The sequence below is a fragment of the Amycolatopsis palatopharyngis genome (genome assembly GCF_003385185.1).
GTDB lineage: Bacteria > Actinomycetota > Actinomycetes > Mycobacteriales > Pseudonocardiaceae > Amycolatopsis > Amycolatopsis palatopharyngis.
The window spans coordinates 10,530-34,868 of sequence record NZ_PQHZ01000046.1 but is presented as its reverse complement, the minus strand read 5'-3'; the positions used below and the strand labels follow the sequence as shown (position 1 = coordinate 34,868).

The 24,339-nt window shown below is 67.4% G+C and carries 24 protein-coding genes; 9 read left to right on the top strand and 15 right to left on the bottom strand.

Features of this window, described 5'->3' with window-relative positions; all coding sequences use genetic code 11:
• The first annotated feature begins 94 nt into the window (after nt 1-94).
• From D0C15_RS26715 to D0C15_RS26705, 3 genes are all read left to right on the top strand, one after another.
• Nucleotides 95-1,303, top strand: a complete 1,209-nt coding sequence (locus tag D0C15_RS26715) for a sensor histidine kinase (RefSeq protein WP_245976276.1) — start codon at nt 95-97, stop codon at nt 1,301-1,303.
• Nucleotides 1,300-1,941, top strand: coding sequence for a response regulator (locus D0C15_RS26710; protein ID WP_116050791.1), 642 nt, complete (start codon nt 1,300-1,302; stop codon nt 1,939-1,941). Before D0C15_RS26715 ends, D0C15_RS26710 begins: the two co-directional genes overlap by 4 nt.
• A gap of 89 nt (nt 1,942-2,030) precedes the next feature.
• Nucleotides 2,031-2,294 (top strand): GlsB/YeaQ/YmgE family stress response membrane protein, encoded by a 264-nt coding sequence (locus D0C15_RS26705; RefSeq protein ID WP_116050789.1) that lies wholly within the window; start codon nt 2,031-2,033, stop codon nt 2,292-2,294.
• A 103-nt stretch (nt 2,295-2,397) separates the two neighbouring features.
• Here the strand turns inward: D0C15_RS26705 and D0C15_RS26700 are convergent, their stop codons facing one another.
• Both D0C15_RS26700 and D0C15_RS35210 read right to left on the bottom strand, forming a co-directional pair.
• A complete protein-coding gene (locus D0C15_RS26700; RefSeq protein WP_116050787.1) occupies nt 2,398-3,435 on the bottom strand; it encodes a sodium:calcium antiporter in 1,038 nt (345 codons plus the stop codon).
• 341 nt (nt 3,436-3,776) lie between these two features.
• A complete protein-coding gene (locus tag D0C15_RS35210) occupies nt 3,777-4,049 on the bottom strand; it encodes a hypothetical protein (protein ID WP_245976274.1) in 273 nt (90 codons plus the stop codon).
• A gap of 76 nt (nt 4,050-4,125) precedes the next feature.
• On the opposite strand from D0C15_RS35210, the gene D0C15_RS35205 reads away from it, so the two are divergent.
• The gene (locus D0C15_RS35205) at nt 4,126-4,530 is read left to right on the top strand and encodes a hypothetical protein (protein WP_245976272.1); all 405 of its coding nucleotides are present in this window, start codon (nt 4,126-4,128) and stop codon (nt 4,528-4,530) included.
• 4 nt (nt 4,531-4,534) lie between these two features.
• Nucleotides 4,535-5,128, top strand: coding sequence for a class F sortase (locus D0C15_RS26690; protein WP_116050835.1), 594 nt, complete (start codon nt 4,535-4,537; stop codon nt 5,126-5,128).
• An 83-nt stretch (nt 5,129-5,211) separates the two neighbouring features.
• Here D0C15_RS26690 and D0C15_RS26685 read toward each other — a convergent pair whose 3' ends face one another.
• Both D0C15_RS26685 and D0C15_RS26680 read right to left on the bottom strand, forming a co-directional pair.
• On the bottom strand, nt 5,212-6,063 hold the full coding sequence (locus D0C15_RS26685) for a phosphatidylinositol-specific phospholipase C/glycerophosphodiester phosphodiesterase family protein (protein WP_116050783.1): 852 nt from the start codon (nt 6,061-6,063) through the stop codon (nt 5,212-5,214).
• A gap of 1 nt (nt 6,064) precedes the next feature.
• The gene (locus tag D0C15_RS26680; RefSeq protein WP_116050781.1) at nt 6,065-6,928 is read right to left on the bottom strand and encodes a glycerophosphodiester phosphodiesterase; all 864 of its coding nucleotides are present in this window, start codon (nt 6,926-6,928) and stop codon (nt 6,065-6,067) included.
• A gap of 339 nt (nt 6,929-7,267) precedes the next feature.
• Between D0C15_RS26680 and D0C15_RS26675 the strand changes: the two genes are divergently transcribed.
• The gene (locus tag D0C15_RS26675; protein WP_116050779.1) at nt 7,268-7,633 is read left to right on the top strand and encodes a helix-turn-helix domain-containing protein; all 366 of its coding nucleotides are present in this window, start codon (nt 7,268-7,270) and stop codon (nt 7,631-7,633) included.
• A gap of 509 nt (nt 7,634-8,142) precedes the next feature.
• Nucleotides 8,143-8,991, top strand: coding sequence for a DeoR/GlpR family DNA-binding transcription regulator (locus tag D0C15_RS26670; RefSeq protein ID WP_116050777.1), 849 nt, complete (start codon nt 8,143-8,145; stop codon nt 8,989-8,991).
• Nucleotides 8,992-9,012: 21 nt separating this feature from the next.
• Here D0C15_RS26670 and D0C15_RS26665 read toward each other — a convergent pair whose 3' ends face one another.
• From D0C15_RS26665 to D0C15_RS26645, 5 genes are all read right to left on the bottom strand, one after another.
• Entirely contained in the window at nt 9,013-10,023 is a 1,011-nt protein-coding gene (locus tag D0C15_RS26665) for an ABC transporter permease (RefSeq protein WP_116050775.1), read from the bottom strand.
• Nucleotides 10,020-11,057 carry an ABC transporter permease gene (locus tag D0C15_RS26660; protein ID WP_116050773.1) on the bottom strand — a complete coding sequence of 346 codons (1,038 nt, stop codon included), beginning with the start codon at nt 11,055-11,057 and terminating at the stop codon, nt 10,020-10,022. The genes D0C15_RS26665 and D0C15_RS26660 overlap by 4 nt, the downstream gene beginning before the upstream one ends.
• Nucleotides 11,057-12,637, bottom strand: a complete 1,581-nt coding sequence (locus tag D0C15_RS26655; RefSeq protein ID WP_211323334.1) for a sugar ABC transporter ATP-binding protein — start codon at nt 12,635-12,637, stop codon at nt 11,057-11,059. Before D0C15_RS26655 ends, D0C15_RS26660 begins: the two co-directional genes overlap by 1 nt.
• Before the next feature lie 107 nt (nt 12,638-12,744).
• On the bottom strand, nt 12,745-13,830 hold the full coding sequence (locus tag D0C15_RS26650) for an ABC transporter substrate-binding protein (RefSeq protein ID WP_116050768.1): 1,086 nt from the start codon (nt 13,828-13,830) through the stop codon (nt 12,745-12,747).
• 101 nt (nt 13,831-13,931) lie between these two features.
• Nucleotides 13,932-16,379 (bottom strand): LamG-like jellyroll fold domain-containing protein, encoded by a 2,448-nt coding sequence (locus D0C15_RS26645; RefSeq protein ID WP_116050833.1) that lies wholly within the window; start codon nt 16,377-16,379, stop codon nt 13,932-13,934.
• Nucleotides 16,380-16,839: 460 nt separating this feature from the next.
• On the opposite strand from D0C15_RS26645, the gene galT reads away from it, so the two are divergent.
• Complete coding sequence (gene galT, locus D0C15_RS34790; RefSeq protein WP_211323333.1) at nt 16,840-17,916, top strand: galactose-1-phosphate uridylyltransferase; 1,077 nt, start codon at nt 16,840-16,842, stop codon at nt 17,914-17,916.
• 101 nt (nt 17,917-18,017) lie between these two features.
• Here galT and D0C15_RS26630 read toward each other — a convergent pair whose 3' ends face one another.
• Together D0C15_RS26630 and D0C15_RS26625 are read right to left on the bottom strand one after the other, a co-directional pair.
• Nucleotides 18,018-18,836, bottom strand: a complete 819-nt coding sequence (locus D0C15_RS26630; RefSeq protein ID WP_211323332.1) for an ABC transporter permease — start codon at nt 18,834-18,836, stop codon at nt 18,018-18,020.
• Entirely contained in the window at nt 18,833-19,780 is a 948-nt protein-coding gene (locus D0C15_RS26625) for an ATP-binding cassette domain-containing protein (protein ID WP_116050741.1), read from the bottom strand. Before D0C15_RS26625 ends, D0C15_RS26630 begins: the two co-directional genes overlap by 4 nt.
• Before the next feature lie 215 nt (nt 19,781-19,995).
• Between D0C15_RS26625 and D0C15_RS26620 the strand changes: the two genes are divergently transcribed.
• Nucleotides 19,996-20,778 (top strand): TetR/AcrR family transcriptional regulator, encoded by a 783-nt coding sequence (locus tag D0C15_RS26620; RefSeq protein ID WP_116050740.1) that lies wholly within the window; start codon nt 19,996-19,998, stop codon nt 20,776-20,778.
• Nucleotides 20,779-20,800: 22 nt separating this feature from the next.
• Here D0C15_RS26620 and D0C15_RS26615 read toward each other — a convergent pair whose 3' ends face one another.
• Genes D0C15_RS26615 through D0C15_RS26600 form a run of 4 tightly spaced genes read right to left on the bottom strand, consistent with a single transcriptional unit; the run spans nt 20,801 to nt 24,133 of the window.
• Nucleotides 20,801-21,412: a response regulator transcription factor gene (locus D0C15_RS26615; RefSeq protein ID WP_116050738.1), complete on the bottom strand. Its 612-nt coding sequence runs from the start codon at nt 21,410-21,412 to the stop codon at nt 20,801-20,803.
• Nucleotides 21,409-22,503: a sensor histidine kinase gene (locus tag D0C15_RS26610; RefSeq protein ID WP_116050736.1), complete on the bottom strand. Its 1,095-nt coding sequence runs from the start codon at nt 22,501-22,503 to the stop codon at nt 21,409-21,411. The genes D0C15_RS26615 and D0C15_RS26610 overlap by 4 nt, the downstream gene beginning before the upstream one ends.
• Nucleotides 22,500-23,237, bottom strand: a complete 738-nt coding sequence (locus D0C15_RS26605) for an ABC transporter permease (protein WP_116050734.1) — start codon at nt 23,235-23,237, stop codon at nt 22,500-22,502. The genes D0C15_RS26610 and D0C15_RS26605 overlap by 4 nt, the downstream gene beginning before the upstream one ends.
• The gene (locus tag D0C15_RS26600) at nt 23,234-24,133 is read right to left on the bottom strand and encodes an ABC transporter ATP-binding protein (protein ID WP_116050732.1); all 900 of its coding nucleotides are present in this window, start codon (nt 24,131-24,133) and stop codon (nt 23,234-23,236) included. Before D0C15_RS26600 ends, D0C15_RS26605 begins: the two co-directional genes overlap by 4 nt.
• Between the last annotated feature and the right edge of the window lie 206 nt (nt 24,134-24,339).

Below are 24,339 nucleotides of genomic sequence, written 5' to 3'. Positions count from 1 at the left end.
ACGCCGAAGGAGGCACCCCGGCGTACACCTTTCGAACGATGCCGTCGTCCGCACAACCCCATACCCTGGGCCGATACCGCCGACGAAGGACACCGTGGACGATCATTCCCTCACCCCCGTGCTGGCCGCGCTGCGAACCTGCCTGCACCTGCTCGTGGGTGCGCTGCTGGTGCTGGCGGCCGCGCGGGCCGTCGCCAACGGTGCCGAGCACGCTCCGGCGGTGGTGGCCGCAGCGGTGGCCGTCGCGCTCGTGTACGGCCTCGGACCGCTGCTGCGGCCGGTGCGCACCCGGCTGAGCGCGGCGGCCTGGTGGCTGGCGGTGCTGCTCCTGTTGTGGCTGATACTTCTCGCGCTGACCCCGGACGGCGTCTGGCTGGCATTTCCGCTGTTCTTCGTCGAGCTGCACCTCCTACCGCGACGCTGGTCTGTCCCGGTGGTGGCGGCGACCACCGCGGCGGCCATCGCCGGATTCGGCTGGCACACCCACACGCTCAATCCGGGCACGATCTTCGGGCCGACGCTCGGCGCGGCCGTCGCCGTCGCGGTGACCTTCGGCTATCAAGCTCTGTACCGGGAGAGCGAACAACGGCGCAGGCTCATCGAGGAACTCACCAGCACTCGCAACGAGCTCGCGGAGGCCGAGCACGCGGCAGGAGTGCTCGCCGAGCGCGAACGCCTCGCGCGGGAGATCCACGACACCCTCGCCCAGGGCCTGTCCAGCATCCAGTTGTTGCTGCGCGCCGCCGAACGAGCCCTGCCGGAGCACCCCGGCACCGCGACAAGCCACGTCCAGCACGCCCGCCAGGCCGCCCTCGACAACCTCACCGAGGCCAGGCGGTTCGTCCACGCCCTGAGCCCACCCGACCTGGAGTCCGGCTCGCTGTCCGCCGCGTTGGAACGGCTCTGCATCAGTACGGCTCGGTCCACCGACCTGACCGTCCACTGTCAGCTGTCCGGCACCCCCATCGACCTGCCCACCCCGTACGAGGTCGCCCTGCTGCGCATCGCACAGTCCGCGCTCGCCAACACCGTCCAGCACGCGCATGCGAGCCACGCCGAGGTGACACTGAGCTACATGGACAGCGAGATCGCCCTCGACGTCGTCGACGACGGTCGAGGTTTCGACCCCGCCACACTCCCACGCCCTGGGCGGAACACGTCCGGAGCGGGCTTCGGGCTGGCCGCGATGCGGGCCCGCGCCCAAGCACTGCACGGGGTCCTCACCGTCGAATCCCACCCCGGTCAGGGCACCGCCCTCGCGGTCACCCTGCCCCTGCCAGCCGCCGAAGGAATCAACGCATGACGGCTTCCCCAATCCGGTTGCTGCTCGCCGACGACCATCCCGTGGTCCGTGCGGGACTGCGCGCGGTGCTGGAAACCGAACCCGGTTTCGTCGTCGTCGCCGACGTCGCGACCGCCGAAGCGGCCGTAGAACTGGCCGCCGATCCGGAACTCGGCGTCGACGTGGTGCTAATGGACCTTCAGTTCGGCGGGAAAATGCTCGGGTCCCAAGCCACAGCCACCATCACCGCCGTCCAGGGCGCACCCGCCGTGCTGATCCTGACCACCTACGACACCGACGCGGACATTCTCGCCGCCATCGAGGCCGGCGCCACCGGCTACCTGCTCAAAGACGCCCCACCGGATGAGCTCGCCAATGCCGTACGCACCGCCGCGGCCGGTAAGTCCGCGCTCGCACCGGCCGTCGCGCTGCGCCTGATGGACCGAATGCGCGACCCCGCCACCGCCCTGACCACTCGGGAAACCGAGATCCTGCAACTGGTCGCCGACGGGCTGTCCAATGCCGCGATCAGCAGGCGGCTCTTCCTGAGCCAGGCGACGGTCAAATCCCATCTGGCCCATATCTACACCAAACTCGACGTCGACTCCCGAACCTCGGCGGTCGCCGCCGCCACCGCCAAAGGCTTCATCCGCCGCTGACCGCGACCGCGATCTCCGCCACCAATCGGCGGGACCACCGCGACAGGGCTACGTTGGTATCGCAAGCGAGCAGCGTTCAGGAGGCTGAGATGATCGGGTTCATCGTCGCAGGGTTGATCATCGGAGCACTCGCTCGACTGATCAAACCCGGGAAACAACAGCTGGGCATTCTCGCCACACTGCTCCTCAGCCTGGTCGGCTCCGTTATCGGCGGCACGATCGCGAACCTGTTGGGTACCGGGGACATTTTCGAGCTCAACGTCCTCGGCTTCATCTTCGCGGTCATCGCCGCCCTGCTGCTCATCGGCGTCGCCGAAGGTATCGCCCAGAAACGGCACAAGAGCGTCCGGTAGCCATGGCGCCATCGCCACGGTGTCGACCAGGCGGGGATCATTCGGCGGGATACTCGCCGTTCCCGTACTCACCGCGTTTCGGGCCGCGACGACCACCGTGGGCTCAGAACGCGAGGGCGAGCACGGCGCTGGCGTAGATGGAGGCGAGCAGGACGCCGTCGAAGCCGAGGCGCCACCAGCCCCTTCGTTGCCGAATGAGCAGCCCGCCGAGTAACACGGCGGTCATCAACAGCGCGGCGGTGGTGAGGAACACCTGGTCGTTGCCCGCGGCATGGAACAGGCTTCCGCCCCGGAACGCGATGTCGCCGACCACGAGGTTGAGCGCGTCGAGGCAGTTACCACCGATGACGGCGGCAACCGCGAGGGTGAGGGCGCCCCTGCGTACCGCGGCGATCGCGGCGACGATCTCCGGCAGAGCATTGACGATCCCCATGAAAACACCGCCGACGAAACCGGCGTTCAGTCCCGTCGCGACGACCAGGCTCTCCGCCGCCCGCGCGACCGCCCAGCCACCCACCATGACCAGCCCGGCGATCCCCGCGAACTCCAGCCACAGGGCGCGGCCGGAGCGGTTCTCGAAGGCATCCTGTTCTTCGGGCTGGTCCGACCGTGTCTCCCTCGTCGCGACCGCACGCCACATCGGCTCACGCTGTACCTGGATCAGCCGGAGGCCGCCCAGGTACAGCGCGACCATGATCGGGGACACCGGGTGTATCCCCAGCACCGTGACCTCCGGACTGAAGGAACCCAGCAACGCGGCGGCCAGCAACACGATCAGCAACGTCCCGAACAACAGGTTCTGCCCCGAGGCCGCCGCATGTTCCAGATTGACCCTGCGGTAGACGAGATCGGCGGCGACGATCGCCAGTGTCTGCACGGCGATCCCGCCGACGGCGTTGCTGTAGGCCAGCTCCGGCTGGCCGCCGGCCGCGCTGACTCCGGTCATCACGATGCCGGACAGCGAGGTGACCAGCCCGAAGAACACCGCACCGAAGAAGGCCTCGCCCCAGCCGGTCCGATCGGCAAGCGTGTCCCCGATCGCCACGAGCCGGACACTCAGGATGACGGTCAGGGCGCCTGCCAGGCCGAATGCGGCCATGGCCCAGCCCACTGGCCATGGCGCCGTCACGAAATCCGGCATTCAGCTCACCCACGGCCAATCGCGATCGACACGATGATCGCCGCGATCTGGTGTGCACATCATGAGTGCCCAGTGTGTGCCAACCTCCGGTCCCGTGCAGCGTACGACCGCTGGGGTTACCAGAATTCCGCTTTCGACTCGCCTTTGTTACGGTTCTTTTATCAGCGCGACGATCGCGCAGTCCCATCGTTCGACCCACGGTTTTTGTTACCGAAATTTCCATGAGTTTTCTCATAGGAATTCGGTTTCTTTTTGGGCGATTCATGCGGAAGCATCCCGAAGGCGTCACCCGAAAGTGGTGATGACTACTTCGTATCCGGCGCATCGGGTACGCCGAATTCTCACTGGGAGCTGATCTTGAGGAAGCCGTTGCGCTGCCTTGCCGGTGCTGTGCTTGCCAACGCCCTGATCCTCACCGTCGTCGCCGCACCGGCTATGGCGCAGGATGTCGAGACGTCGCCGGAAACGACGGTCACGAGCACAGTGGAGTCGTCGGAGTCGTCAGAGCCCTCGGCTCCGCCGTCGACCACGACGTCCGCGCCGAGTTCGACGAGCAGCGAATCGTCGCAGCCCAGCACGACCACGCCGTCCGAGCCGGAGACCAGTTCGGCCACCACCACGCCCCCGCCGCAGACCTCGCAGTCGTCCCAGCCGAGCTCCAGCGTTCAGCCGACCTCGAGCGAGCCGCCGGTGGACGAGGAGCCCCCGTACGTGGACGACACGGCGTGGGGAATCGACATCGACTCGGAGGCGGGTCTCGGCATGCTGCTCATCGCGTGCGCCGCCGGTGAGCCGACCAACACCCACTCGCCGGACTTCGAGATCCTCGAGGGGCCGCACCAGGACGAGGTCGACGGCCGCTACTGGTACTACTTCGTGCAGCTGCGTCCCGGCGTGACGTTCGCATCGAACGAGGTCGAGGGGTACTGGGAGTGCGGCGGCGAGCAGCCCGGTGGCGGCGCTGCCCCGGTCGCGCCGGTTCCTGGCTCCGGAGACGCCGACGACTGGCAGGACGACAACGACGGTGAGGCCCAGGTGAAGTTCGCGCCGAAGGGTGGCGTCGAGACCGGCTTCGGCGGCATCGCGCGAGGCTGACCTGATGCGCAACACAACACGGCGGGGTGGTCGCGCGCTCGCGGCCACCCTGCTTCTCTGCCTCGCCGTCGTGAGCTGCGGTTCGCCGCCGGAAACGTCCGCCCCGGCACCGGCGACCGAGACCTCGGTCCCGGTCACGAAGCCCTACGACAAGCTGCGGCCGACACAGGTGAGCATTCCCAAGATCTCCGCAGACTCCTCGTTGATCACCGTGGCGGTGAACAAGGAAGGCGCGATCTCGGTTCCGTCGGCCGACAACCCCATGCAGGCCGCGTGGTACCGGCTCTCCCCGGTGCCGGGTGAGGTCGGCCCGGCGATCCTGCTCGGTCACGTGGACGGCGGTGGCAAGCCGGGAATCTTCCACAAGCTGCACGAGCTCGCGCCCGGCGACGAGATCATCGTCAATCGCAGCGACGACAAGGAACTGCGGTTCGTGGTCGAACGTTCGGAGCAGGTGCCCAAGGACGAGTTCCCGACCGAGGCCGTGTACGGCAACACGGACAAGCCGCAGCTGCGGCTGATCACCTGCGGCGGCGTGTTCGACAGGGCCGAGCACAGCTATGAGGACAACGTCGTCGTCTACGCCAACCTGGCCTGATCAACGGCTGACTGAACCGACCGGCCGAATCGGGGCCCTGCGGCGATGTTGTCGCCGCAGGGCCCCGATTCAGTCAACGAGCCTCAGCTCGATTCCTCAGGGTCGTTCTCCAGCAGGAAGTCCCGAAGCCCGGGCAGGTCGTCGGTGTTGAGGTGGTCGACATCCGCCGCCACCAGCTCGCGCCATACCGCCTGCCGCCCTGCACCGTCGATGTCCGGTGTGGCCCAGAAGCGCACCCGGTATCCTGCGGTATGGGCCTCTGCGACGATCCGGTGGAGCTTCTCCCGCTGGCTCTGCGGCATCGGGCCGATGCCGTGCCAGGTGAAGTGGCGGGTCCAGTTGTCGCTGACCAGCGGCATGAACCCGGCCGGAACGCCGGTGCCGAGATCGCTCAACCTGCCGTCGTACCCGGCCAGGCGCACCCGCTGGCCGAGCATGTCCGCCCGCGGCCGGTTACCGCTGATGACGACCTCGACGGCCCCGGGACGTTCGTGCCCGTTCGCCCACTGGGTCAGCATCGACCGATAGTCGCGCAGCGCTTCGTCGATCGCTGCGTACGTGGTGGAACCGTCGCTCTTGATGTCGATCAGCAGCTGGAACTGGCCTCGCCAGCCAGGGTGAACGCTGCCCTTGTTGGCGCGGACCAAGGAGTTCAGCGGATCGAGGTAGAGGCTTTCCAGCGTTCGCCCCTCGCGGGTTTCGACGAGGTCGTGTGCGACCCGGAGTTCGCCGTCTACCAGCCACACATCCGCTTCCACCGACGTGAATCCGTGCTCGACGGCGTCGAACAGGGGCCGATCGTGTTCGTAGTCGTTGTGTGCGTGTGCCCGCTCCAGTGGTTGCGGTCCCTGCCAGGACGCCGTCGCGGCGTTGGCCGGAGCCGCGAGACCGAGGCAGGCCACCAGTGACAGCACAAGGACGTTCATGCGCCGCATGTCAGGAGCTCCGCTCACGCAGGATCTGCCTGAGTACCGCCGGGTAGTCGGTGATGATGCCGTCCACCCCGAGATCGATGTACTGCCGCATGAGGCGACCGGTGTTGAGGGTGTAGACGCTGATGGTCATCCCGAGCTGCTGCACTCGGTCCACCAGCGCCTGGTCGGTGACCCGGTAGCTGGGGTTGATCTGGTCCGCCCACTTGCTCGCGGCCACCAGTTCGGCCTCGGTGGGACGGGTTCCGTAGAGCAGGCCGATCGGCACCTCGGGAGCGATCTGGTGATAGTTCAGCATCGAGGCATGGTCGAAGGACTGCAGGACGAGCTTTCCCCCGGCGAGGGCCGAAGGCAGGTAACCCGGAATGGCGGAGAGCTCCCGATGGATATCGGCCTCGATGCCCGGGTACAGGGCAGGGCTTTTCACCTCGAGCAGCAGACCCGCTCGCCGGCCCAGGGCGTCGACGACCTCACGCAGGGTGGGAATCGGCTCCCCCGCGAACTTCTCGGCGAACCAGGAGCCGGCGTCCAGACTGCGCATCTCCGCCAGGGTGAAGTCACTGACTCGCCACGGGGCGCGGTCGGGGAACACCTCCTCGGCATCGGTCGTGCGATCCAGGGTGACGTCGTGAATCACGACCAGCTCGCCATCGGCGGAGCGCTGAACGTCGACCTCGACGACGCTGGCTTGCTGCCGCAGTGCGACCTCGACCGCGGCAACCGTGTTCTCCGGAGCGGAGCCGGACGATCCGCGGTGGGCGATGTCGACAACCGCTGGGGACGCGGCCTGAACCGGTGTCATGCCGGCCAGTACGGCCAGCATCGACAGGCTCACGGCCGCGAACGCCCTAGACAGGGTCAGGCGCATTGGGGGACCTCTTTCCGATGGGGGACAGCGGCTCTCACGCTGACGATCTTCGGTGCCCCGCGCGTAACGCGAAGCAGGCAGCCAGGTGTCGGTCGGATGTCACTCTGTGGGTGCTGAGGGCGAGGTGTCCTGGTTCGATTCCTGTCTAGCAGCCCACGTCAGACGGCCGGAACCGCTGACAGTGCCAAGATGAAATAGATTGCCGGCAGCAGATGTTCTACACCCGTGGGTGTAGATTTGCCCGCAATTGTCGACTTTATCGGCCAGTATGTACTCACATCGGGTGCTACGAGCACATCGGGAGGTTTGTCCGAAGTTCCCCCTGGCCAATCTGACGCCATGTCAGCAACCAACTTGTCCATGACATCGCCCCGCAGGGCCGCGGTGCTGCGACGTGCTCATGCAGCACAGTGCAGACAGGGCCATGACGGCATCGCTGACGGCACGCGCCATGCCGCGTCGTGCCGCATCCGAGCGTTGATGGCGGCCAGAGGTCTGACAGCCACGGACGTGGCGGCCGCGACCGGCCTCAAAGCCTCATCCGTACAGCGCTGGCTCTACGGCCGGAAAGCGCCTTCGGGCGACGACCTGCTCGCCAAGCTCGCCACCGTGTTCGCGGTCGATTTCGGCGCACTGCTCGACTCCGGCGAGCCGTGCGCCACGCAGTACGTCAGGGCAGCCGAGGCGGTACTCGCCCACGCGTAGCGGAGCGGTTCAGCACGGGCGGTTTCGCGGGCCATTCGGTGAGGCTCACGGTTTCCGCCCCAGCGGGCAGCTGAACACTGCTCGGCCGTTCGCACCGCGCCACGGGCGCCGGGCGCACGCCGTGCCGAACCGCATGGGCCGCGTCGATGCCATACGCCATCTCGCCGAGAAACCGGCGGATGGAACGAGCTGCTCCCGCCCGTCCCTGTCGTGCACTCCACATGTGGCCGATTTTGACTTCGGCGAACGCCGCTGACCAGGGGGCGAAGTCACCAGTTTTGCCTGGTCCCGGCGTGGCGGGGGCGACACGCCGGGGATGCCGCACAGGTCACACACTTTCCCGGGAAAGTGCGGTAGCTGAGCGCACTTTCCCGGGAAAGTGCGAGTGAGATCTGGACCCCAGGACCCCCCCTTGGGCCCCAGGGCCCCAGTGCCCCGCTGGGGATCCGCTGGAGGGCACGCTGCCGAGTACACCAGGGCGAACGGCACCGGGCTGATATGTTGGGTGAATGCTGGCCAACCAGCGGCGATCGCAGATCCTCGAGGAAATCCGTCGGACCGGTGCGGTCCGCGTCAGCTCCCTCGTGGAAAGCCTCGGCGTTTCGGACATGACCGTCCGGCGCGACCTGGAACTGCTCGCCCAGGAAGGTCTCGTCGTTAAGGTGCACGGCGGCGCGCTCCTACCGGGCGGGCGTAGCGCCGAGGAGCCCGGATTCGCCGCTAAATCCGGCAGGCAGAACACGGAGAAGCGGGCCATTGCCGCGGCGGCGGCGAAGCTGGTCGAGCCCGGTATGGCCATCGGCCTTTCCGGTGGCACCACCACGTGGACCTTCGCCCGGCGCCTTCGGGAAGTCCCCGGCATCACCGTGGTGACGAACTCGGTCCAGGTGGCCGACCTGTTCTCGCACCAACCCCGCCCGGACCAGACCGTCGTACTGACCGGCGGAATCCGCACGCCGTCGGAGGCGCTGGTCGGGCCGTTCGCCGTGGCGGCGATTCGCTCGGTGAACCTCGACATCATGTTCATGGGTGTGCACGGAATGGACGTGCGCAACGGTTTCACCACACCCAACCTGGTGGAGGCCGAGACCGATCGCGCGTTCGTCGAGGCTTCCCGCCGGTTCGTCGTCCTCGCCGATCACACCAAGTTCGGCGTGCTCGGCATCAGCACCATCGCCAGCCTGGACACCGCCGACATTCTGTTCACCGACAGCGCCCTCGCGGCCGAGAGCCAAGCGGCCCTGCGGGAACGGGTAGGCGAACTCGTGGTCGTCGACGTGAGCGATCTGGAGAACACCGACAGCACAGAGCTCGCCGGGATCACCGAGGACGAGGAACGAACCGGCGCCTCCGGCTGACCGGCGCGCGGACGCCGCGGGTCAACGTCGTTCCACTCTGGACAGCCAGCGCTGCACCGTCACCACGACCAGCAGGATCGTGCCGCTGATGACCGCCTGCCAGTTGGAGTTCAACGATCCCACCTGGTTGATCACGTTCTTGATGACCTGCAGGAGCAATACACCCACCAGCGTGCCGAGTACCGTTCCCGCGCCACCGGTCAGCAGGGTGCCCCCGAGCACGACCGCGGCGATGGCCTCGAGTTCCATACCCACGCCCAGCACGGTCACCCCCGACGACGTGTACGAAGCGATCAGCACGCCACCGAATCCGGCCAGCAGACCGGACATGACGTACGCGACGACCTTCGTGCGCAGCACCGGAAGTCCCATCAGATCCGCGGCGTCCTCCTGTCCGCCAATCGCGAGCACTGTGGAGCCGTACGAGGTCCGGTGCAGCACAAGGCCGCCGATCGCGAACGCGATCGCGACGAGCCAGAGCGGGTAGCCGATCCCGAACAGCGAGCCCTGCGCGAGCTCCAGGAACGCCGACTCCGGCGGCACCTTGTACGTCGTCGCGCCCTCGTCACTGATGAGCAGCAGCAGGCCGCGCGCGAACAACAGTCCGGCCAGCGTGACGATGAACGGCGGCAGGCCGCCGCGCGCGATGATCAACCCCTGAACCAGGCCGATTCCCCCACACACCAGTAACGGCAACAGCAGCGCGACGAGCAGTCCGTACTGCGAGCCCCAGGCCGCGAGGACTCCTCCCAGCGCGAAAACCGATCCGACCGAGAGGTCGATGCCGCCAGTCATGATCACGAAGGTCATACCGAGCGCGACCATCGCGAGGAACGAGGCCTCGAGACCAATGTTGGTCAGATTGCCTGCGGTACCGAAGGAATCGAACGCGAACGTCGAAACGACGACCGCCGCGACGAGAATCACCAGCGCGCCCTGCCGCTGCACCAGGTGCGCCACCCGCGCTCCGCCGCCCCGTTTCGCGGCGACACCGGTGGCCGCACCGCTGTCCGGAACACCCGTCGTGGTCATGATCGCGCCTTTCTCCTGCCGAGCTGCACGTAGACGGCCGCAACCACGATGACCGCCTGGGCGATCTGGGCGGTCGAGTCGGGGATGTCGTGGAAGATCAGGGTCGCGGTGATCAGCTGCATCAGCAGGGCACCCGCAACGGTTCCGGCGATGCGTACCTGCCCACCCGACAACGGCGTACCGCCGATGACGACGGCCGTGATGGCCGACAGTTCGACCAGCAGCCCGAGTTTCGTCGGGTCACTGGCCTGAGAGCGCGCGGCCAGCAGTACACCGGCCAGGGCCGCAAGTAGTCCACACAGGACATAGGTTGTCGTGAGTACCCGCTTCACCGGCAGCCCGGCGAGTTCGGCGGCCCGTTTGTTGCCGCCGATCGCCACCAGCTGCCGCCCATAGGTCGACCTGCGGACCAGGAACCAGGCCATCGCCGCGACCGCGATGCCGATCAGCACGACATACGGGACACCGAGCAGCGAGCCGGAACCGAGCTCGACGATCCCCGGTTCCCGGATGCTCTTGATCTCGCCACCGAACAGGTTGGCTACCCCCCGGCCCGCGACCATGATGCCGAGCGTGGCGACGATGGGCTGCACGCCCACCCTGGCCACGAGCGTTCCGGCCAGCACACCGGTGACCCCGCCCGCGAGCACCGCGATCAACACGGCCACCAGTGCGCCGTAACCGATGTACAGCGGGATCAGTGCGGCTGCCAGCGCCATCACCGCACCGACCGAGAGATCGATGCCCTCAGTGCCGATCACCAACGACATCCCGAGCGCCACGATCAGCACCGGGGCGACCTGGATGAGCTGCAGCCGGATCGTTCCCTCGCTGAGGAAATTGTCGGTGGCGACGACGTTCACCAGCATCAGCAATGCCAATGCCACGTAAACGCCGTTGCGCCTGACCCAGTCCACGGTGAACCTGTCCCGCCAGGTACGGCGTGCGGGCCTGGGCGCGCGGGGTGGCGGTGCGGGTGGCGGTTCCGCCGTGCCGGAGTCCAGGCCCTGACCGGATGTCGTGATCTCGGACATCACCGTGCCTCCTCCGCATCCAGGTCCGCCCGAGCAGGCGCGCCTGCGAGAGCGGCGAGCAGTGCGGCAGTGGTCATCGCACCACCGGACAACTCCTGTTGAACGGAGCCGCCGTGCAGCACGGCGATCCGATCGGCTCCCTCGACGAGTTCGTCCATCTCGCTGGAGATCAGCACGACCGCGAGGCCCTGCGCGGCCAGTTCATCGATCAGTGCCTGCACCTCGCTCTTGGCACCGACATCGATGCCGCGGGTGGGTTCGTCAAGCAGGAACACCTTCGGCTCCGTGCACAACCACCGCGCGATCAGCACCTTCTGCTGGTTTCCGCCGGAGAGCTCCCGCACCTTCTGCGCCGGACCGGAGGCCTTGATCCGCAAGCGGCGCATGAACGTTTCCACGAGCGCGTCGATCCGCGACTCGGAGATGATCCCCGCGCGGGAGAAGCGGGGCATGACGGCCAGCGCGATGTTGTCGCGGACCGAGAGGTCGGGAATGATGCCCTCGGCCTTGCGATCCTCCGACAGCAACGCGATTCCCGACCGCAGAGCGCGGCGAACCGAGTTGGCGCGGATACCGGAACCGCCGACCTCCACCGACCCCGCCTGCATCGGCAGCGCGCCGTACACGGCCTTCACGGTCTCGCTGCGGCCCGACCCGAGCAGGCCGCCGAGGCCAAGCACCTCGCCCGGGCGGACGGTCAGGCTGACGTCGTGCAGCCGGTGCCGGACGTCGATCCCGGTAACTTTCAGGACCGGCGCCCGGTCGCGCAGATGAGTTTCGCCGAACTCGGTCGCGCCGGCCTGCGCGATCTCGCCCGGATCGCGTCCGAGCATGTGGGACACCAGCCTGACGCGGTCGAGGTCCGCGAGCGCACCGGTGTGCACCCGCTGCCCGTCGCGCAGGATCGTGACGCGGTCGCACAGGGCCCACAGTTCTTCCAGCCGATGCGAGACGAAGATCAACCCGACTCCCTTGTCGCGCAGGCCGCGCGCGACGTCGAACAGGGTTGCCACCTCCCTGGATTCCAGTGAGGACGTCGGCTCGTCCATGATCACCACTCGGCTCCGCACCGACATCGCCCTGGCGAGGGCCACCATCTGCTGTACGCCGAGGCCGAGCCTGCCGAGGTCGGCGGTGACGTCGATATCGACGCCGAGTGAATCGAGCAGATCAGCAGCCATGCGGTTCATCGCGCCGACGTCGATGAGCCGGGCACGGTTACGTGGCTCGCGGCCGAGGAAGATGTTGCGGGCCACCGACAACAGCGGTACCAGGTTCACCTCTTGGTAGATGGTGGAGATGCCCGCGTCCTGCGCGTCGGCCGGCCGCTGGAAGTCCACCTCCCCGCCGGCGAACCGGACGGCTCCGTGGTCGGGCCGATACACCCCCGTCAACACCTTGATCAAAGTGGACTTCCCCGCACCGTTCTCGCCGACCAGTGCGTGGATCTCGCCCTCGGCAAGCGCGAAGTCGACCCCGCGAAGGGCATGCACGCCACCGAACGACTTGGTCACGCCCTCGGTCTTGAGTACGGGCTCAGATCTGCTCGATGGTGGTACTGCGGTGCTGGTTGCGCTCACGACGATGTCACTCCTCGCGCTGCGGCTGCCGGAGGTCCGGCACTGGTGGAAACCGGCGGGGCGCGGTGATATCGGCGCGCCCCGCCGGTCACGGCGAAATCGCCGGTTCAGAAGGCGTTGCCGATCTCCGCCTCGGCGTTCTCCGCGTTGTACTCGTCATCGGAGATGATGATGTCCTCGGGGACCGGCTCACCGTCGTAGAACTTCTGCGCGGTCTCGAAAGCCAGCGGCCCGAAGCGCGGGTTGGACTCGATCACCGCGTTCATCTTTCCGTCCACAATGGCCTGCACCGCGTTTCGCGTACCGTCGATCGACACCAGCTTGATGTCCTCGCCCGGCTGCTTGCCCGCCGCCTGCACGGCGGTTACCGCACCCAGTGCCATCTCGTCGTTGTGGGCGTATATCGCGGTGATGTCCGGATTCGACTGCAGCAGCTGCTCCGCGACGCTTTGACCCTCGTCCCTGGCGAAGTTCGCGGTCTGCTCGGCGACGATCTCCAGTCCGGGATACTCCGCCTCGACCTGGTCCTTGAAGCCGGAGTTGCGCTCGTCGGTCACGTTGTTGCCGGATGCGCCGAGCAGAATCGCCACCTTGCCGGCCCCACCGGTGACCTCGTTCATCGCGTCCGCGGCACGCTTGCCCTGCTCGTAGAAGTCCGAGCCGAGGAACGCGACGTAATCCTCGCAGTGGGTGTTGGTCACCTTCCGATCGATCGTGAGCACCGGGACCCCGGCCTGCTTCGCCGCGTCGAGTGCGGGGTCGAGACCGTCGGAGTTGACCGGGGCGACGATGAGGAACTGCACGCCCTGGCTCACCAGGTTCTTGATGTCGGCGATCTGTTTGGGCAGTTCGTTGTTGGCGTTGGTGACGAGCAGGTCCTGCACCCCCGCGTCCTCGGCGGCTTCCCTGATCGACTTCGTCTCCGCGGCCCGGAAGGCCGCGGTGTCGGGCTCCGACTGGGAGAACCCGACCACGGCGCCGGCCAGGTCGATCTTCTCGGCGCCGTACTTGTCGAGGGTGCAGCCCTCACCCGTACTCTCGTTCTCCTTGACGACCTGCCCATCACCGCCGTCGCCGGAACCGGCCGCGTTCGCCGGCTCCTCACCGGTGTTGGTGCAGCCGGCCAGTGCCATGCCGACGGCCGTTGCCGCGACGAGCGCCTGCCACGGGCGCAGAACCTTGGTGCGTGTCATGCAATGCTCCCTGGGAAAAGGCCGGCCCCCGCCGCCGGACGTGAACTACGTGGTGGATGGCGTCAGGGGCGGGCACCGCCCACCCCTGACGCCGGTGTTGGTTACTCGCCTGCCGAGGCAAGCTCGGCGATCTCCGCATCGGACAGCGCCCGGTCGTAGATCCGGACGTCGTCCACGTCGCCCCGGAGGAAATCGACGTTCTGACCGCCGTACTGGCCGCGACCGATCACGGTGTTGCCCGAGGACTCACCCGCCGAGCACGCGTTCTTCGAGTCGACCTGCTTGCCGTCGACGAACAGCTCCAGCGTTCCGGCCTGTGCGTCCCGCACTCCGGTGAGGTGATACCAGCGGCCGGGTTCCGGCTTCTCCGGCGAGAGGGCCCGCAGTCCGACAAAACTCATCGCCCAGCGCTGGTCCTGACCGGAGTACTGCAGGAAGAACCCGCTGTGGCTGCCGGTGTCCTGACTGACGACCGTCTGGAAGGCGCCGCCCGCCTCGTCCAGTTTGGCCCAGGCCGACACCGAGTAGCTTCCCGCGGTGTCCACCAGACTGGCGCCGGTGTCGGCGACTCCGTTGCCACTGAAGGAAAGGCCACCGCCGGCCACGCCGTCGACCCACTCCGCGTTGGTCAGCGCGGCGTCGGCATCACCGACGGAGTCGGTCGCCGTCGAACCGCTGCCCTCGTCGAATTTGTAGGCGTTGACGCCTTGCAGGCCAGGAGTTCCCGGGTCTGGCGCGGGCCCACCGCTGCCGCTGCCGTCGGCATTGCGGATGATCGCCTCGTTGACGGCCCGCACCTGTGCGAAGTCCATCTTCTCGACCTGCCGGTCGTAGGTGAAGAACCCGTTCACCTCGTGCTCGACATCGGTGATCTGGGTGTAGATGGCACCGCTGATCCCGCAGCCCTGCGCCGCCGTCAGCACGTCGCGCTGGTTTTCCACGTACCTTCGCGTGAGGGTTTCCTTGTCCGGCGTCATCTCGTAGGCGTGACCTTCGCCGAACCACATGTGCCCATCGACCTCGAGGCCGAACCCGCCGTGCTCGCCGTCCATCGAAACCCGATCGCCCTCCGGCATCGGATTCGCGGGCCCGGTGTACGCGTGCCAGTCGATGACATCGCCCTTGCCCGAGTCACCGAGGGAGGCACAGCAGTTCACGCCACTGTGCGCGTTGACGAGCCTGGTCGGGTCCTGTTCCTTGACCTCTTCGGCAATGCGACCTGTCGCCTCCTGGGACCATTCGCCCCAGCCCTCGTTGAACGGCACCCAGCCGACAACGGAGGTCCAGTTCTTCTTCTCCTCGACGATCTCGTGCAGCTCGGCCTCGAACTGCCGCTGCGCGTCAGCGGGGGGACGGCCACCGGTGCGCATCGAGGGCATGTCCTGCCAGACCAGCAGTCCCAGCTTGTCCGCGTGATAGTACCAACGGTCGGGTTCGGTCTTGATGTGCTTGCGCACCGTGTTGAACCCGAGGACCTTGTGCTGCTCGAGGTCGAACCTCAGTGCCTCATCCGTCGGCGCGGTGTAGATCCCGTCCGGCCAGTAGCCCTGGTCCAGAGTGGACATTTGGAAGAGGATCTCCCCATTGAGGGTCATCCGCAGCTTTCCGTCCGCCCCCTTGGCAGTGCCGATCTCACGCATTCCGAAGTAGGAGGAGACGCGGTCGACCGGGCGGTTGCCATCCTTGAGTACGACCTCGAGGTCATAGAGGAACGGCGAGTCCGGGGACCACAGCTTGGCATCCGGGACACCGACGTCGAGCGGCTCGCCCGCGGGTCCGCTGGTCCGGCTGACCGGCTGGTTGCCGTCCTTGACCACCACGTCGACGGTCAGTCCCTCGGCCTGCCCACCGGTGTTCACGGTGAGTCCGAGCGTGGACGTGTCGATGTCGGGCACCATGCCGAGTTCGGTGACGTGTGCGGTGGGAACGGGTTCCATCCAGACCGTCTGCCAGATGCCGGACGCCCCCTCGTAGAAGATCCCCCTGTCCGGGACCAGCCGCTGCTTGCCGACCGGTTGCCAGGTCGCGTCGGCACGGTCCTCCACGCCGATGACGACCTCCTGCGGCCCCGAATCCGTGAGGGCATCGGTCACATCAGCGGAGAACGCGCCGTATCCACCGGTGTGTGTGGCGACCTGTTGCCCGTTCACGTGCACGGTGGCCTTGTAGTCGATCGCTCCGAAATGGAGCTTCAGTCTGTTGGTCGCGCCGACCCGCCATCCCGATGGGACCTCGAATGTGCGGCGATACCACATGAAGTCCTCGTGGCGCTCGATTCCTGAGAGCACGGACTCGGTCGGGTAGGGAACCAGGATTCGTTCGGCGAGCGTCTCACCGAACGGGGGTGCTTCGCCCTCCGTGGCACCGGCGAACTCCCAGACACCGTTGAGGTTCTGCCAGTCCTTGCGGGTGAGCTGCGGCCTCGGATACTCGGGCAGTGCGTTGTCCGGGGAGACCTGGGCGGTCCACGGTGTGGCCATGCGGGGCTCGCCCATCTCCCAGCCCGCTTCCGCAGGTGCCGCGGCCACGGGAGACGCGGCTGCGGCCATCAGGAACGCGGAGCAGATCGCTGTCGCGACGGTCAGTGGACCGCTGCGTCTGCGTCGGCTCATCAATGCGGATGACTTCACGGTCGAAACACCCTTCTCGGGGGGACCGCGCCAGCGGGTGCTGGCGCCAGAGCACCGGCAGCAGCTCGTGGTTCACACGGAACTCAGTCCGGCGTGACACATTTCACACACCCCACACACAGATGTCAACAGTTGTGACCAGATTCGACCAGATTTCAACAGAGCGTGATCGAAAGCGGAATCGCCAGGTCGAGCCGCCAACTTCGTGCTGGATGCGCACTAAATAGGCCGCCGCAAGTCAAGAACCTGGACAAAATGATCGCGCGCCCTGTTCGATTATGTTGCTTCGTGCTTGGATGCGGTGAGCGGAAGTCGCGGCACCGGATCCGGCATCCGCAGCCCGGCCCCACCGAGCGCGAGCCCCGAGGAGCAGTGACCGGTGAAAAGGACGAACGCGACACTGGCGGACGGCCGCGAGATGTTGTACTTCGATGACGACGACGCGGCTGACCGCGAAGTCCACGACGCGCGGGAGCTTCCGGGGGTCAGCACGGCGTCACAGCTGCGCCTCGACCCACTGCTCGACGAGTGGATCATGATGGCGGCACACCGGCAGGGACGTACGTTTCTCCCTGCCAAGGACGAGTGTCCGCTCTGTCCCTCGACCGGGGATCGGCAGACCGAGATCCCGTCATCGAACTACACGGTGGCGGTCTTCGAGAACCGCTTCCCCAGCCTCTCGATGCACGCGGTGCCGGATCGGCACGCGGTGAACCATCCACTGGTCGGGTTCCGGCCGGGGCTCGGGCGGTGTGAGGTCGTATGTTTCACCAGCGACCATCATGCGAGATTCGCGGATCTGACGGCGAAGCACGCCAGGCTGGTGGTCGACGCGTGGGCCGACCGCACCAGCGCACTGTCCGAAATAGACGGGATCGAGCAGATCTTTTGCTTCGAGAACCGGGGACGGGAGATCGGGGTGACCCTGGGGCACCCACACGGGCAGATCTACGCCTACCCTTTCGTCACGCCACGAACCCGCCGCATGTGGGAGGTGGCGCGCCGGTATCGCGCGGAAGCCGGCGGCGACCTGCACTCGGACGTGATCTCGGCGGAGCGCGCGGCGGGGGAACGGATCCTCATCGAGACCGGGCACTGGGTCGCGTTCGTTCCCGCCGCCGCACGGTGGCCGGTTGAGGTGCACGTGTACCCGCTGCGCCGGGTACGCACGATTCCCGAGTTGACGGACGCAGAGCGTGATGACTTCGCCGAGTTGTACCTCGATCTCCTCCGGCGCTTCGATCGGCTCTACGACGCGCCCCTGCCCTACATCTCGGCCTGGCATCAGGGCCCGGTCAGCGACCTCGACGACCTCGGGTATCTGCACCTGCAGCTCTTCTCCGTGCGCAGGGGACCGGACAAACTCAAGCACCTGGCAGGCTCGGAGGCCGCGATGGAGGCCTTCGTAACCGACGTGCTGCCGGAGGACATCGCGCGCCGCCTCCGCGAGATCTGACCCACCTCGCACTTTCCCGGGAAAGCGCGACACCCAACACGCCCCGCCCCAGCTCACAGGGTTTGGGGCTCGCACTTTCCCGGGAAAGCGCGCGGGGTGGGTTAGGTGCGGGTGCGGATTACCTTGCGACGGAAGAGTTTGCCGCTCAACGGGACCGCCACGACGATCAGGCCGACCCACCAGAGCATCGCGATCCAGCCGGTATCGCCAACCGGCAGACCGAGAAACAGCCCACGCACCGTGTCGATCACCAGGGTGACCGGCTGGTTCTCGGCGAACACGCGCAGCACGTCCGGCATCGTGTCCGGTGGCACGAACGCACTGCTGAGGTACGGGATGAACACAAGCGGCATCGTCATCCCGCTCGCGCCCTCCACGGTTTTCGCGAGCATGCCCACGATCGCGGCGACCCAGGACACGGCCGTGGCGAACAAAAGCAGCAGCCCGACCGCGACGACCCAGCCGAGGACATCGGCCGCGGGACGGAAGCCGATCACGAACCCGACTCCGACCATCACCGCGATCGACACCGCGGTGCGGAATACGCAGGCGGCGACGTGGCCCACCAGCACTGCCGAACTGAGCATCGGCATGGTGCGGAACCGTTCCACAATGCCCTCCAGCATGTCCCCTGCGACGCCCACGCTGGTCTGTGTGGCGTTGAAGGTGATGCTGACCGCGATGATGCCGGGAAGCACGTAGTTCACGTAGGTGGTCGCACCGACGTCGATAGCCCCGCCGAAGAGGTACCGAAACATCAGCAGCAGCACGATCGGCAGGAAGAGCATGAGCATCAGTTGCTCGGGACTGCGCAGGACGTGCCGCACGTTGCGTCCGATGAGGACGGCCGAGTCGCTCATCGCCCAGTGCAGATCGGAGCGCACCTGTCCGGGAACCTTCGGCTCCGCTGTCGCCGTCATGACTGCTCTCCCACGGTTTCCGGGGTCCTGGCGTGATTTCCGGTCAGGCTCAGGAACACGTCGTCCAGCGACGGCTCGGTGACCCGCACCTTGGCGAGATCCGCGCTGACGACGTCCAGCAGGTCGAGGACGCGTTTGACGTCCTGCGCCGCCACGACCGGAACCTCCGCTCGCAGCGCCGTTTCGTCGAGCCGTGGCCGCTCGGCGCCGAGCGCGGCCACGCCTCTCGCATAACCTTCCGCCTCCGCGAAGGTCAGTTCGAGCAATTCGGCGCCGACCTGCTGCTTGAGCTGCGTCGCTGTCCCCTCGGCGACTATCGCACCACCGTCGATCACGGCGATCCGATCCGCCAGCTGATCGGCCTCCTCCAGGTACTGCGTGGTCAGCAGGATCGTGACCCCGCCGTCGAGCAATTCCCGCACGGTCTGCCACACGTCGCCTCGGCTACGTGGATCGAGTCCTGTCGTCGGTTCGTCCAAAAAGATCACTCGAGGTGCGGTGATCATGCTGATCGCTACGTCGAGCCTGCGTCGCATACCGCCCGAATAGGTTTTGACCTGCCGCTGTCCCGCGTCCACCAGATCGAATCGCACGAGCAGGTCGCGAGCGCGATCGCGCGCCGCCGCCGAGCCGAGCCGGAACAACCGGCCCATCATCACCAGGTTCTCGTACCCGGTGAGCAGACCGTCGACGGCCGTCTGCTGCCCCGTGACCCCGATGACCCCGCGGACCGCGCGTGCCTGCGTTTCGAGGTCGTATCCGGCGATCCGCGCACTGCCGCCATCCATTCCGAGCAGCGTGCTGAGGATGCGCACCGCGGTGGTCTTGCCCGCGCCGTTGGGCCCGAGCAGGGCGAGCATGCTGCCCCGCTCGACCCGCAGGTCCACCCCAGCGAGCACCTCGACCTCACCGAAGGACTTGCGCAGTCCTCTCGCCTCGATCATGTGGTTCGATCTCATCGACCCCCCAAACTGTGTATTACGTACGCATAATGGTGTATTAGATACACAGAATTAGGATGTACGTCAAGACGACAGCGATTTTGCAAACGAGCGTTATGCACACCTCACAGGTGCGGCTGCTGGGCGCAGGTCACCTGCACTCAGCAGCCGCGGCCCCGTCAACCGAGTTGTGCATAACCCTCAGCGATGGGTGGCGTATGACGACCGACCGGACAACGACCGGTTACAACGGCAGGCAGGGACCACTGAGCAGTGCCGAGTTGCTGTGGGGAGCACGGGACCGCCCGAGCCGCGGGCCGAAGCCCAAACTCACCGTGGACAGAATCGCAAGGGCGGCGATCGCGATCGCGGACGCCGACGGGCTCGACGCGCTCTCGATGCAACGGGTGGCGAAGGACCTCGGGTTCAGCACGATGTCGCTGTACCGGTACGTGCCGAGCAAGGAGCAGTTGCTCGACGTGATGATCGACATCGCCTGCGGTCCCGCGCCAGTCCCCACCGGCCCGTGCACCGACTGGCGAGCCGAGATCGAACTCTGGGTCCGGCGGATCTGGACCGTCTACCGGGAGCACTCCTGGGTCCTGCGGGTACAGGTCAGCGGGCCACCGATCGGACCCAACCAGCTGTCCTGGTTCGAGGCGGCCCTGCGCCCGTTGTCGCAGGCCGGACTCGCCAGCGGCGAGATCATCCCGGTAGCCACCTTCCTCACCGGCGCGGCCAGAGAACTGGCGCGCATCTCCTTGGACATGGCGCAGGCACGCGAGCAGGCCGGTGTCACGCTGCAACAGGCTGACGCCGGATTCGCCACGACCCTGAAAACCTATGTGGACGCGAAGCGGTTTCCGACACTGTCCACGCTGATCGCCGACGAGCTCTTCGATCAGGGCGGCCAGCACGACGACGGCATAGACCACGACCTGAACTTCGGCGTGCAACGCCTGCTCGACGGGATCGAGGCCTACGTCGAGGCCAGACGCTAGTCAGGGCCTGTCTGCCAGACGCCTATAGCCAACCGCGCTCGCGGGCGAGCTTGGCCGCCTCGGTCCGGTTGCGGGCGTTGAGCTTCGCCATCGCCGCGGAGAGGTAGTTCCGTACCGTGCCCTCGGCGAGGTTAAGGCGCGCGGCGATCACGGCGTTGCCCGCGCCGTCGGCCACCTCGCGCAGCAGTTCCCGTTCCCGCTCGGTGAGCGGGTTCGCGGTGTCGAACGCGGCCACCGCCAGCTCCGGAGCCACCACCCGCTCACCCGCGTGCACTCGCCGCAGCGCGGCGACCAGTTCACCGATCGGTGCGTCCTTGAGCAAATAGCCCGCGACCCCGGCGTCCATCGCCCTGCGCAGGTACCCGCTGCGGGCGAACATCGTCACGATCAGCACGCGGGTCCGCGCCCCCTGCGCGTTCAACTCCGCCGCGAGGTCGAGCCCCGTGCGTCCCGGCATCTCGATGTCGGTGAGCAGTACGTCGGGGCGGTGCCGCCGAACCTCGGCAAGGGCCTCGTCACCGTCCGCCGCCGTCGCCACCACCTCGACGTCCGGCTGCAGGTCGAGCAGGGAGGCGAACGCGCCGAGCACCATCGCCTGGTCCTCGGCCAGCACGACCCTGATCGGTCCGCTCACAGTGCCACCTCCACCGGAACCGAGATCGCGATCGTGGTGCCCGCGGTCCCGGTGCGCTCGACAGTGCCCCCCAGCGCGGTCACGCGCTCGCGAATCCCGGACAACCCGTTGCCTTCCCGTGCGAATCCACCCCGGCCGTCGTCGGCGACGACGAGCCGCAGCTGCCCGTGCTCCACATCGGCGCTGATGTGGCACGTTCGCGCCCGAGCGTGCCGCGCCACGTTCGTCACCGCTTCACGCAGCGCGAGGGCCAGTGCGTGCTCGACCGAGCCGACGAGGGGACGGTCGAGGTCCTGGTGCACGGTCAGCTCCACCCCCACGCTTGCCAGCGTGCCGCGCGCGGAATCGAGCTCGTCGTCCAGGCTCGCCTGCCGCCACCCGCCGAGCGTGCTTCTGACCTCCGCCAGCGCGTCCCTGGCGATGTGCTCGATCTCGCCTGCCTCGTCCCGTGCCCTGTCCGTATCCACCGCGACCAGCTGCTGCACGAGCTGGGCGCGCACCACCACAGCCGTCAGCGAATGCCCGAGGAGATCATGCAGGTCGCGGGCGATCCGTTCGCGTTCGGAGACCGTGGCCAGATACTCCACCCTGGCGTTACGCATCCGCAGCTCGGCGGCCTCCCTGCCCTTCTCGGAGCCCTCGATCTGGATGATGCCGATGATCCAGATGAACAGCAGGGAAGGCAGCAGTCCCCACAGCCGCCATGGCAGCGGCACCACGGAGACGACGCCGAGCACGCCGAGGACCAGCGTGAGCCCCGCGAGCCAGCGCAGCGCGTCCCGCCGGGTCTCCACGGCCGCGGCGAACGCGGCCGCGTAGACGAACAGGATCGATAGGCCGGTGTTGAACGGGGTGCCCGCCACCGCGAGCACCGTGGTCAGCACGGCCCACAACCGTGACCGCTCCGGCCGGAGCACACAGCCGACGAAGATGGGCAGGAACGCGCCGACGAATCCGCAGGCGATCAGCCACTCGCCCAGCGGGTCGCCGGGGCTGAAGAACGGCTGCAGGAACGGGATGACCAGGTAGACCAGGAACAACCAGTCCGTCGTCCGCAACGGAGACGTCTCGGGCCTGGTCGGTTCGCTCATGATCTCCCGTGACGATAGGACACCGCGGCCAGAATCGCCGTCACCACTGCCGTCGCGAGCAGCACGAGCGTGTGTCCCGCGACCGCGCCGCCGTCGAGCTGTCCCAGCGCGAGCTGCGCCAGGTGGTAGGTCGGGAGGAAAACGGCGATCTGCTGGATGAAACCGGGCAGCATCTCCAGCGGCATCCACAGGCCGGAGAGCACGGCCGACGGCAACAGGATCGCGTTGAGTATCGCCGCCGCGGCGTTCGATCTCGTCTGGAAGCCGATCGCGAGGCCGAGCAGCGCGAACGGCAGCGATCCCAGCAGGAGTACGACGACGAGCCGGGCAAGGCTGCCCGCTGACGCGTCCAGGGTGCCGGTGAGCGCGGCCGCGACCCCCATCGCGATCAGCACACCGACCGCGTAGGGGAGCGCGGCGGCGACCTTGGCGGCCAGCGTCAGCCGGATCGGAACCGCGGACACCTGCTTCGCCCGCAGCCAACCGAGTTCCCGGTCCTGCGCGACGCCGATTCCCGGGTTCATCAGCGTCACCGAAAGCACGCCGAAGGTGCCGAACGTGGCCAGCATCCGCGTCCCGTTCGGCACGGCTGTGTCCCCGTAGTCGCCGAACAGGGACACGAAAAGGACGAAGAACCCGACGGGCATCAGGATCGAGAAGAACAGGGCGGTCGGTTCGCGGATGATCCCGCGCAACTCGTCGGCGACCTCGACGCCGAACACCCGGGCACTCATCGCAGGACCTCCTGGGGGCGGGTGGTGAGCGCGTCGACGGCTTCCTCGAGTCCCGCGCCCTCGACACGCAGGTCGGCCAGCGCCGGGTCCTCGGCAAGCAGCACGCGCAGCAGGTCCTCGGGGGTACGGGTGCTCAGGCGGACGTGCTCGCCGCCGCCCCGTGCGGCCACCACACCGGGCAGTGCGCGCAGCCGGTCGAGGTCGAGCAGGGTCCGGGCGACAACCGTGCGATCGGGCAGCAGTGCCACCAACTCCTGTGGCGATCCCTCGGCCAGCACGCTGCCCTTGTCCAGCACGACGACCCGGTCGGCCACCGCTGCGGACTCCTCGATCAGGTGGGTGGTGACCAGTACTCCCGTGCCGCGCTCCCGTCGCTGCTCCAGCAGCTGCCAGAACCGCCTGCGCGCGGCGACGTCCAGCCCGGCGGTCGGTTCGTCCAGTACCAGCAGGTCAGGCTCGGTGACCAGCGCCATCGCCAGTTGCAGCCGCTGCTTCTGCCCTCCGGAGAGCTTCGCGGCTCGCCGGCCGGCGAGTTCGGTCAGGCCCAGTTCGGCCAGCACCGGACCCGCCGCCGAACGAGGCCTGCCGCCGCGTACAGCGGCACCGGCCACCAGCTCGCCCACTTTGAGCGTCGCCGGGAAGCCGAGCGCCTGCTGCACCACGCCGAGGTGACGGCGGGTCCCGGCGTCACGCGGGTTTCCGCCGGCGAGGCGGACCTGCCCCCGCTGCACCCTGAGCAGGCCGATCGCCAGATTCACCAGGGTCGTCTTGCCCGCTCCGTTCGGCCCGAGCAGTGCGACGCACTCGCCCGTTCCGACCTGGAGATCCACTCCGTCCAGAGCGGGGGTACCGCCATAGGCGTGGTAGACCCCGCTCACCCCCAGCACGGTTTCCATGTCGATCTCCTCACCTCGTCGCACGAACCACGGTGGTCGGCGGAAGCGCCGTGCGGTAGTGCGGGGGAGTCACGAGGACGAGATGACGAATGTCAGTTCCGGGGGCCGACCCGGCGGGCGGCGACAGCTGGCGCACCCGATTTCAGCCAGTCACTCAGCCTTTCGACCTCACCCTGCCAGGTGACGACGAAAGTACGGGTACAGGC